At 58.5% G+C, this 9,375-nt stretch carries 12 protein-coding genes; 6 read left to right on the top strand and 6 right to left on the bottom strand.

The features are described from left to right. The 5 genes from G482_RS16740 to G482_RS16735 form a co-directional block, all read left to right on the top strand. Positions 1-1,077 (top strand): TolC family protein (locus tag G482_RS16740; protein ID WP_034618495.1); only part of this gene is annotated, 1,077 nt, incomplete at its 5' end. A gap of 156 nt (positions 1,078-1,233) precedes the next feature. Further along, complete coding sequence (gene rlmH, locus G482_RS0100450; RefSeq protein WP_028448362.1) at positions 1,234-1,704, top strand: 23S rRNA (pseudouridine(1915)-N(3))-methyltransferase RlmH; 471 nt, start codon at positions 1,234-1,236, stop codon at positions 1,702-1,704. After that, positions 1,704-2,294, top strand: a complete 591-nt coding sequence (locus tag G482_RS0100445) for a Maf family protein (protein ID WP_028448361.1) — start codon at positions 1,704-1,706, stop codon at positions 2,292-2,294. The genes rlmH and G482_RS0100445 overlap by 1 nt, the downstream gene beginning before the upstream one ends. Positions 2,295-2,362: 68 nt before the next feature. Then, positions 2,363-2,581 carry an RNA-binding S4 domain-containing protein gene (locus tag G482_RS0100440; RefSeq protein WP_028448360.1) on the top strand — a complete coding sequence of 73 codons (219 nt, stop codon included), beginning with the start codon at positions 2,363-2,365 and terminating at the stop codon, positions 2,579-2,581. 204 nt (positions 2,582-2,785) lie between these two features. Next, entirely contained in the window at positions 2,786-3,676 is an 891-nt protein-coding gene (locus G482_RS16735; protein WP_051258617.1) for an SPFH domain-containing protein, read from the top strand. Between the two features lie 130 nt (positions 3,677-3,806). On the opposite strand, the gene G482_RS0100430 is transcribed toward G482_RS16735, so the two are convergent. Further along, positions 3,807-4,409, bottom strand: coding sequence for a short chain dehydrogenase (locus tag G482_RS0100430; RefSeq protein WP_028448359.1), 603 nt, complete (start codon positions 4,407-4,409; stop codon positions 3,807-3,809). A gap of 102 nt (positions 4,410-4,511) precedes the next feature. On the opposite strand from G482_RS0100430, the gene G482_RS0100425 reads away from it, so the two are divergent. Next, the gene (locus G482_RS0100425) at positions 4,512-5,444 is read left to right on the top strand and encodes a LysR family transcriptional regulator (RefSeq protein WP_051258616.1); all 933 of its coding nucleotides are present in this window, start codon (positions 4,512-4,514) and stop codon (positions 5,442-5,444) included. Positions 5,445-5,578: 134 nt separating this feature from the next. Here the strand turns inward: G482_RS0100425 and G482_RS0100420 are convergent, their stop codons facing one another. From G482_RS0100420 to G482_RS0100405, 5 genes are all read right to left on the bottom strand, one after another. After that, positions 5,579-6,355, bottom strand: coding sequence for a DUF2189 domain-containing protein (locus G482_RS0100420; RefSeq protein WP_028448357.1), 777 nt, complete (start codon positions 6,353-6,355; stop codon positions 5,579-5,581). Positions 6,356-6,459: 104 nt separating this feature from the next. After that, the gene (locus tag G482_RS19305) at positions 6,460-6,813 is read right to left on the bottom strand and encodes a hypothetical protein (RefSeq protein ID WP_156905314.1); all 354 of its coding nucleotides are present in this window, start codon (positions 6,811-6,813) and stop codon (positions 6,460-6,462) included. Further along, the gene (locus G482_RS16730) at positions 6,750-7,316 is read right to left on the bottom strand and encodes an HDOD domain-containing protein (protein WP_051258614.1); all 567 of its coding nucleotides are present in this window, start codon (positions 7,314-7,316) and stop codon (positions 6,750-6,752) included. The genes G482_RS19305 and G482_RS16730 overlap by 64 nt, the downstream gene beginning before the upstream one ends. A gap of 104 nt (positions 7,317-7,420) precedes the next feature. Next, on the bottom strand, positions 7,421-8,401 hold the full coding sequence (locus tag G482_RS0100410; protein WP_028448356.1) for a peptide ABC transporter ATP-binding protein: 981 nt from the start codon (positions 8,399-8,401) through the stop codon (positions 7,421-7,423). Then, positions 8,394-9,374 (bottom strand): ABC transporter ATP-binding protein, encoded by a 981-nt coding sequence (locus tag G482_RS0100405; protein WP_028448355.1) that lies wholly within the window; start codon positions 9,372-9,374, stop codon positions 8,394-8,396. Before G482_RS0100405 ends, G482_RS0100410 begins: the two co-directional genes overlap by 8 nt. Position 9,375 lies beyond the last annotated feature (1 nt).

Raw genomic sequence — 9,375 nt, 5'->3', positions numbered from 1 at the left:
AAAGCCGCGGTGTACAACATCCGCTCGGCCCGCGCCGACGCGCAAAACAAGAAGAGCGATTACTACCCGACCTTCGAGCTGCGCGCTAGCCAAGGTCTGGATAAAAACCGCGACAATCTGGATGGCAACTACCGCGACAGCAGCATTCAGCTGGTGATGAATTACAACCTGTTCCGCGGTGGCACCACCACGGCGCGCGCGGCGCAATACGCCGAGCTCTTGAACGTGGCTTATGAAGTGCGCGACAAAGTCTGCCGCGATATCCGCCAAACCACCCAGATCGCCTGGAACGACACCGCCAAGCTGAAAGAGCAGATCGGGTACTTGGATCAGCACGTGCTGGCCACCGAGAAATCGCGCGATGCCTTCCGCCGCCAGTTCGACATTGGCCAGCGCTCGCTTCTGGACGTGCTGGATACCGAAAACGAATTGTTTGAAGCCCGCATCGCCTTGGTGAATGGCGAGTTTGACTACCAGCTGGCGCAAGCGCGCGTGCTGGCGCAAACCCACCAGCTGCTGGGCGCGCTGCAACTGGCCCCGCTGGAAAACACTGCCCCGGCGGATGATCTGGGCGACAGCATCAGCGATGATGAAAAAATCGCCTGCGGCGGCAACCTGATCGACAGCGTGAAACTCGACCGCGACGCCGCCCTGGCCGGTCGTCCACCGCGCCCAGCCATGCCCGCTCCGGCCCCGGAAGCCAAACCGGCCGACAGCAGCACTTGCGAGAAAGCTGTGACCGATCTGGTTAGCAACTGGTCGGCCGCCTGGTCGGGCAAACAGCTGGACACCTATCTGGGCTTCTACGCGCAGAGCTTTGAAGCCAGCGGCGGCCGCAGCCGCGCCGATTGGGCCGCCAAACGCCGTGTGCGCGTGACCAAAGAAGGCCCGATCACGCTGAAACTGGAACAACCAAGCTGCAAAGTGGTGAGCAAAGAGCGCAGCGAAGTGACCTTCACCCAGCAATACCACTCGCAAGACTACAGCGACACCGTGCAAAAGACGCTGGAGCTGGTGCAGGAAGGTGGCAAATGGAAGATCCAGCGCGAGCGCGTGACCAGCGGTCGCACTGAGTAATACCCTGCTTGGTATTGACCTAAGCGGCTTATTAAATAAAGCTTTGGTCAATATACCCCTTGCTTTCACCCCGAAAGCCCGCCCGCCCAGGCGGGCTTTTGTTCGTCCGGCGATGCAAGCTGCTATCATGCCGCATGATTGAATAAAGCCTGCCGTATGAAACTGCATATCATCGCCGTCGGCCACAAAATGCCGGATTGGATTTCTGACGGATACAACGAATTTGCCAAGCGCATGCCGCGCGACTTTGCCCTGACTCTCACCGAGCTAAAACCCGACAAGCGCATCAGCGCGCGCACGCCGCAGCAGGTGATGGCCGAAGAAGCCGAGCGCATTCTAGCCGCGATTCCCACTGACGCCCGCGTGCTGGCGATGGATGAGCGCGGCGCCAACTGGACGACGATGAAGCTGGCTGAAAACATGAAGCAGTGGCAAATCGACGGCCGCGAAACGGTATTTATCATCGGCGGCACCGACGGGCTCGACCCGAAAATCAAGCAACGCGCCGATCAATTACTCCAGCTGTCGGCAATGACGCTGCCGCACGGCATGGTGCGCGTGATGCTGGCCGAGCAGCTGTATCGCGCCGTATCCATCTTAAATAACCACCCGTATCACCGCGAATAATGACCCAACTCTATCTGGCTTCCGGCAGCCCACGCCGTAAAGAATTGCTGGCGCAAACCGGCGTGATTTTCGAGCGCATCGCCGCGCCGATTGATGAAACGCCGCTGCCGAATGAAAACCCGCGCGACTATGTGATCCGCATGGCGGTAGAAAAAGCCGAATCGGGCTGGCGGCATTTGCAGGAAATGGGCTTGGCGCTCAAGCCGGTACTGGCGTCAGATACCTCGGTGGTGCTGGGCGATGAAATTTTAGGCAAACCGCTCGATGCCGCTGATGCCACGGCCATGCTGAGCAAACTATCGGGCAGCACTCATGAAGTGTTGACCAGCTTGGCGCTACGCACCGAGCAGGGCGTGCAAACCCGGCTGAATGTCAGCCGGGTGCAGTTCGCGCCTCTCAGTGCGGCGCAAATTGCCGCCTATGTGGCTAGCGGCGAGCCGATGGATAAAGCTGGCGCCTATGGTATTCAAGGCATCGGTGGCTTATTTGTGGCGCAACTGGAAGGCAGCTACACCGGCGTGATGGGCTTGCCGCTGCACGATACCGCGATGCTGCTGGCGGAGCATGGTTTAGGTTGGTTGGCGCAATAGGGGTATCGGCCTTCGGCCATTGTACTAATTGGTTTGCTGGGCAATACCCCGTTTACATGGAAAGCAAAATGAACGAACAGATTTTTACTCTGCAGCATGAGCACATCGCCTTGTGCGACTTACTGAAAGCCACTGCGCTGGCCCCCTCGGGCGGTGTAGCCAAGCTGATGATTGCCGCTGGTGATGTGCTGGTGGATGGCGCCATCGAGACGCGCAAAACGGCCAAAATCCGCCCCGGTATGGTGGTTGAATGTTTGGGTGAGCAAATCAAGGTTGTTGCCGCTTAAGTGTCTGACCGCGCGTCCAGCGCGGTGTGCCTGGGTTTCCCACCCGAGCCCAGCTAGTGGGTTGGCCAGTCTTTCCCTTCACCTCTCCCCAAGAAAAACCTGACATATCCTTCGAGTTTTCCGCATATTCAGCCGCCCCTTGCTTACATATGCTGGGTGGGTACGCCGCACAGTCGAGGCGGTGGCTGATTAAGGGGAATGACAATGAATGGCATACGACATGCAGTGTGGGTGAGTGGGGCTGCGCTGATTGTGGGCTTGGGTTTTATCCTGAACCTATTCGTGGCGTCGGTGGCGGCCAACCATGTGGGGGTTGAATTCAACCGGATTGACGGTAAGGTGGAGCCGGTGCCGCTATCTAGCGGTTGGCATCTGATCGGCATTGGCACCAGTGTGGTCGAGTTTCCGACCTTTACCCAGACCTACACCTGGACGCAATCGAAAACCGAAGGCTCGGCTAGCGATGAATCCATGAATTTTCAGGTGGCATCTGGTGTGGTGATCAATGCGGATATCAGTATTTCTTACAGCATTGATTCCAGCAAAGCCCCGGTGCTGTACCAGAAATACAAACGGGGCTACGAGGAAATCACCAGCCAGATTATCCGCAACGCGATTCGTAATGCGCTTAATAGCTATGGCACGGCGTACGATGCCGAAGGCCTGCTGGCGGGTGGGAAAATTCGCCTAGCGGAGCAGGTGCGCAGCAAGCTGAATCAGGAGATGAATCAGTACGGCATCGTGGTGGAGCAATTTGGCTTTGTGAACGAATTGCGCCTGCCGGTGAATATCCAGAACGCCATCAACGCCAAGATTCAGGCTACGCAAGAAGCGCTGCAATCCGAAGCTTTGCTGCGTAAAAACCAAGCTGATGCCGCCAATGCCGTCGCGGTGGCCAAAGGTAAGGCCGAGGCCAAAATCGCCGAAGCCGAGGGCGATGCCAAAGCGCTGGAAGTTGTCGGTGAGGCGATCAAGAAATACGGCGCGCAAGCCGCGCAGGTGAAAAACCAAACGCTGTGGATCGAGAAATGGGATGGCAAATTGCCCACCACCAGCCTCGGCGCCAACACTAACGCGATGGTGAATGTGAACTAAGCAGCCAAGCAACCCTCACCGGTAAGGTGAGGGCTGCTGCTGGTTATGGCTGAGTAGAGCCGAAGTCAATCCATACGCAGTACATACGGTCGGCTTTCGGAAGGGTATATCTCGCTAAGCCAAATACCAATTAGCCTTGAACGATATACACCTGCCCAGTTTGTTTGCCTTCCACGCTTTTGCTAAAGGCACGGGCGACTTTAGCGGCGGCCACGGCTTCAAAACCGCGGAAGAAGGGGCCGTAACTCGGTAAAGATTCGCTGAGCACCGTTGGGCTAACCACATTAATACGCTGGCCGCGTGGTAATTCGATGGCCGCTGCGCGCACGAAACTATCGAGCGCACCATTGACCATACTGGCGCTGCTGCCATACACAATCGGGTCGGCCGACAATACGCCGCTGACCAGCGTAAAGCTGCCGCCATCTTGCAGCAGATGCTGGCCGGCCAGTACCAGATTCACTTGTCCCATCAATTTATCTGCCAGGCCCACGCCCAATAGCTCCGGCGTCATCTCGGCCAGCGCGCCAAAGTGCACATTCCCGGCGGTAGACACCACGGCATCGACCGGGCCGGCCGCAGCGTACAGCGCCTGTACGCTGGCAAAATCGCGCAAATCAACCCGCAAATCGCCGCTATTGCGCCCGGCGGTGATGATTTCGTGGCGAGGGGCTAATTCTTGGTAAACGGCTTGACCAATGGTGCCGCTGGCACCGATTAAGAGGATTTTCATGTTTTGCTCCAGTGATGTAGGTGAGTGACTACAGCTTATTCCAGCTTAATCGGCAGATAAATCCGCTAAAATCGAATTCATTGTTTACTTTGGGGTAACAATATGCTGCAACAATGGCAAGCATTGCAGCAGCAATGGCCGTGGGCGATGGCTTTTGCTTGTGTGGTGGAGCAAGGCAGCTTTACCGCGGCGGCGGCGCAGCTGGGGATTTCCAAGGCAGCACTGAGCAAGCAGATTCGCCAGCTGGAGCATGCGCTCGGTAGCCAGCTCTTGTATCGCACCACCCGGCGGCTGCATTTGACTGAGGCGGGGCAATTGTATTTAGCCCATTGCCGCGACTGGCAGGCGCGCTTACAGGCGGCGCAGCTGGAGCTGGCCGAGCAGCGGCAGGAGATCGCCGGGCATTTGCGGCTAACGGTGCCCACCAGTTTTGGCGGGGTATTTATGGCGCAAGCGCTGCTGGCGTTTCAGGCGCGCTATCCGCAGGTGACGGTGGCGCTGGATTTATCGGCCACCCCGCATGATCTGGAAGCGGAAGGCTTTGATCTGGCGATTCGCGCCAATTTACCGCCGCCCGAGCGGCTGATAAGCCGGCCGCTGGCGATTATGCACGATTGGCTGGTGGCGGCGCCGGCTGCACTGGCCAGCTGGCCGCCGGTGCGCCAGCCCAGCGATCTGGCGCAGCTGCCGTGCTTGGTGAATATGCATTTTGCCAACGCCGGCCATTGGCCGCTGAGCCGTGCGGGGCAGCTCGAAGCCGTGGCAGTGAGCGCTAAGCTGCAGGCCAATGATTACAACCTGCTGCGCAATCTGGCGCTGGCCGGTGCGGGGGTGGCGCGTTTGCCGACCTATCTGGTGGCTAAAGAAGTCGCAGCCGGACAGCTGCAGCGGCTGCTGCCCGAATATGCCTTGCCGGGGCAGCCGCTGTATCTGGTGTATCCGCAGCGGCTGCCGCAGCCGGCCAAGGTGCGGGCGCTGGTCGAGTTTTTGCTGGCCTGGTTTGCTGCGCCTGAGCAAGCGGCGCTGCTGAAATAAACTGGGCAGAAAAAAGGCGCCAGTCTGCACTGGCGCCAAACGGCGCGCTCTGCGCCACGGGGAACATCGTTGCCATCTCTGCACTGATGATGATTCAAGCCTGTGCGCGGCTGGGCACCGCTACCCGCGGTGGCTTATTCCTCTGCGGCCACCAAATCCCGATAGGCATGCCAGCTGGCATGGCCCAGCAGTGGAAACAACACAATCAAGCCGACCAGATAGGTGGCCAGCCCCAGCGCGGTAATGGCCACAATCAGCATGGCCCACAGCAGCATGGGGGCGCCGTTTTCCATCACCGCCCGCAAGCTAGTCATCATGGCGGTGATGCTATCGACTTCTCGATCGGCCAACATCGGCAGCGAAACCGCCGTCAGGGCAAACACGAAGGCGGCTAATACCGCACCGCAGAATACCCAGATTAAGGTGAAGTTGAGGTATTGCCCGGTAAAGGCCTCCCATAAAGGCGTTTCGGCCGGTACCATCCCCCCGTATAGCAGGGCAAACAGAATGGCCGAAATGCGCTCCCACGCAATGGCGATCAGGGTTAACACGACGCCGATATACGCCGTTTGCCCCAGATTGCGGCCGGCATCGCGTAGCGAATGCAGGAATGAAGTCGGCCGCCCGGCTTCGCGCTCGCTACTTAGCTCATAAATCCCGCTGGCTGCCAGTGGCGCGAGCAGCAAAAAGCCGGTCAGCAGGGTGGTAAAGAAATGACTGTGGGTATCAACCAGTGATAACAGCAGCCAGCCGATTGCGGTGATGAGCAGCCCGTAAGTGAGGCTCGGGCCGGGGTTGGCGCGTAAATCCTGCCAGCCACGGGCGAGCCAGCGCAGCGGGCTCGTGAGGGTAATTGCGCGCGTGGCGGGCAGTGTGAAATGCCGGTCCAGCGCAGACAGATGTGTTGCCATGATGCCACCTCCAGCCTAAGGTCTTTCACCCTGAGTTAGACTGCGATGGCGGCACGGGTTGCATTGAGCCGATGAGTGGCAAAATTACTTGCCAATTCATGGGTTTAGAACATGCTGATCATTTCCTGGCAGGCTTCATCCATCTCGGCCTGCAATTCGGTATAGCGGCCGTAGCTGAGCTCTTTGGGTTCTTCCAGATTGGGGATATCCAAGAGCTGCATTTCCCAGAAGCCACCAGCAAACAGATTGGCCACGTACACCACATCCGACAGACTGCGCGGGGTTTCGACAAACGCCCGTGGCACGTCGATTTCTTTGACCGCCTCGACCACTTCTTCGGGCAAGCCCAGTGAATCGAGCAAAATATTGCCCACGCTTTCATGCCATTGCGCGATCAGAAACTCCACCGTGCGTGGCCGCTCGGCCAGCTCGGCGTAGCGACCAGCCCGATCCAGCAAAAAAACGCCCCCAGATCGTGCACCAGTCCGGCCAGCATGGCGATTTCGGGGTTGATGCGGGTGAGGCGGCGGGCGATGACGCGCGCGATCATCGAGGTTTTCAGGCTGTGTACCCAATAGCGATTGGAAATCGGCTCGAAATTATTCAGATCGCGTGAGCGGATCAGCTGCTGCATGGCGCAGGCCAGCGCGGTGGCGCGCGCCGTATCCATGCCGACCCGCGCCAGCGCATTGCCCAGATCGCTGATTTGTTTGCCCATCGGGTTGTAGACCACCGAATTAGCCAGCTTGAGTAGCTTGGCGGTGATCAGCGGGTCTTTTTGAATTTCATGTGCAATTCGTTGCACCGAGGCGGTTTTGCTTTTCATCACCGTGCTGATTTGCACCGAGGCATCAAAACAGGTGGGAAAGACCACATCGCCTTCGAGCTCTTTGGCAATGTCTTCCAGCATTGCGAAACGTTCGTTATTCAGCTGTTCGGCGGTTTTATCGGCAAATTGCATGATGTAAGGATGAAATCGGTGAGTAGGTTTTCAGCATAGTGGCCGCCAGCGCGTGGCGCAACGCCCAAAAGGGCAGTGGCCCGCCTAAGCGAGCCACTGTTAGATTACTGCGGGATTGTTTCGATGTGGTGGCAGGCGATCATCCGATTCGCCAGCGGGCGTAGCACCGGTACTTCGCTGCGGCAGCGCTCATTGGCGTGCGGGCAGCGAGTATTGAAAGCACAGCCGGTCGGCGGGTTCAGCGGTGAGGGTAATTCGCCGGTGAGCTTGATCTTGGCGCGGCGATCTTCTTGCCGGATGGCTGGTGTGGCTGACATCAGCGCCTTGGTGTACGGATGCAGCGGTTGCTGGAAGATCGTTTCTTTGGCGCCGTATTCCACCGTGCTGCCGAAATACATCACCATCACATCGTCGGCGATGTGCTCGACCACGGCCAGATTGTGGCTGACAAACACATAGGCGGTACCTAGCTCGTCTTGCAGATCCATAAACAGATTCAGAATCTGCGCCTGAATCGACACATCCAGCGCCGAAGTGGGCTCATCGGCCACCAGTACGGCCGGTTTGAGCATCATGGCGCGCGCAATGGCGATCCGCTGGCGCTGCCCGCCCGAGAACATATGCGGGTAGCGGTGATAATGCTCGGGCCGCAGGCCGACGATTTGCAGCATTTCGCGCACGCGCTGTTCGCGCTCGCTGGCGCTCAGCGTGGTATTGAGCTGCAGTGGCTCAGCCAGCATGGCGCCCACTTGCTTGCGCGGATTCAGGCTGGCAAATGGGTTTTGGAACACCATCTGCACTTTCGGGCGCAAGGCTTTTAGCGCGGCGGCATCGGCCTTGGCGATGGCCACACCGGCGATATTGAGCTCGCCGGCAGTGGGCTCTTCAATCAGCGTCAGCTGACGCGCGAGGGTGGATTTACCACAGCCCGATTCGCCGACCACGGCCAGGGTTTTGCCGGCTTGCAGCTGGAATGAGACATTATTCAGGGCTTTGACCGTGGCATGGCCCTGGAAAAAACCGCGGCTCACCTGATAGTGGCGCGACAAGCCTTTGGCTTCAAGGATGATGTTCGGCTCACTCATGGCTAGGTATCCCGCTATCATTCAATGGTGTAAAGCAGCGCACGCTGGTACCCGAGAGGGGTAATTGCGGCGGACGTTGCGTACGACAGGTGTCGGTGGCGTACGGGCAACGCGGGCTGAGCAAACAGCCGCTTGGCCGGTCATATTGGCCTGGCACTACGCCAGCCAAGGTCGACAGGCGTTTGGCACCCTTGCTGTGCTCGGGAATCGAGGCCAACAATGCCTGCGTGTACGGATGGCGCGGGGTATTAAACAGCAGCTCGGTGCTACTGGTTTCCACCACTTCACCCGCATACATCACCACCACGCGCTGCGCTACTTCAGCCACGACCGCCAGATCATGGGTGATCAGAATCAGCGCCATATCATTCTGCTTTTGCAGATTGACCAGTAGCTCCATGATCTGCGCCTGCACGGTCACATCCAGCGCCGTGGTGGGCTCATCGGCGATCAGCAGCTTGGGCTGACAGGCGATGGCCATGGCAATCATCACCCGCTGGCTCATCCCACCCGAGAGCTGGTGCGGGTAAGCATTCAGCCGCGATTTGGCATCGGGGATTTCAACCTGTTCCAGGAGTTCCAGCGCGCGTTGTTTTAGCGCTGCCCCGCGCAGCGGCGTATGCAGGCGCAAGGTTTCCATCAGCTGATAGCCCACGGTGTAGGCCGGATTCAGGCTGGTGAGCGCATCCTGAAAAATCATCGCAATGTCTTTGCCGATGATCTGGCGTTTTTGCGCGGCTTTCATGCCCAGCAGATCTTGCCCGGCAAATTGCAGCGCATCGGCGGTGACGCGGCCAGGCGCATCAATCAGCCCCATCAGCGCCAGCATGGTTACCGATTTGCCCGAGCCCGATTCGCCAACAATCCCGACGATTTCGCCGCGGTTAATCGCTAAATCAAGGCCGGATACGGCTTGAAACGGCTGCGCGGTGCTGCCAAAGCTCACATTTAAATTACGAATATCCAATAACATG

This window comes from Chitinibacter tainanensis DSM 15459 (assembly GCF_000429785.1).
In the GTDB taxonomy this organism is placed as follows: Bacteria; Pseudomonadota; Gammaproteobacteria; order Burkholderiales; family Chitinibacteraceae; genus Chitinibacter; species Chitinibacter tainanensis.
This window is presented reverse-complemented; position numbering and strand designations above follow the sequence as displayed.

Coding starts and splice junctions, on each gene's coding strand:
- rlmH (WP_028448362.1), top strand. CDS start 1,234: ATGAAACTGCATATCATCGCCGTCGGCCACAAAATGCCGGATTGGATT.
- G482_RS0100445 (WP_028448361.1), top strand. CDS start 1,704: ATGACCCAACTCTATCTGGCTTCCGGCAGCCCACGCCGTAAAGAATTG.
- G482_RS0100440 (WP_028448360.1), top strand. CDS start 2,363: ATGAACGAACAGATTTTTACTCTGCAGCATGAGCACATCGCCTTGTGC.
- G482_RS16735 (WP_051258617.1), top strand. CDS start 2,786: ATGAATGGCATACGACATGCAGTGTGGGTGAGTGGGGCTGCGCTGATT.
- G482_RS0100430 (WP_028448359.1), bottom strand. CDS start 4,409: ATGAAAATCCTCTTAATCGGTGCCAGCGGCACCATTGGTCAAGCCGTT.
- G482_RS0100425 (WP_051258616.1), top strand. CDS start 4,512: ATGCTGCAACAATGGCAAGCATTGCAGCAGCAATGGCCGTGGGCGATG.
- G482_RS0100420 (WP_028448357.1), bottom strand. CDS start 6,355: ATGGCAACACATCTGTCTGCGCTGGACCGGCATTTCACACTGCCCGCC.
- G482_RS16730 (WP_051258614.1), bottom strand. CDS start 7,316: ATGCAATTTGCCGATAAAACCGCCGAACAGCTGAATAACGAACGTTTC.
- G482_RS0100410 (WP_028448356.1), bottom strand. CDS start 8,401: ATGAGTGAGCCGAACATCATCCTTGAAGCCAAAGGCTTGTCGCGCCAC.
- G482_RS0100405 (WP_028448355.1), bottom strand. CDS start 9,374: ATGTTATTGGATATTCGTAATTTAAATGTGAGCTTTGGCAGCACCGCG.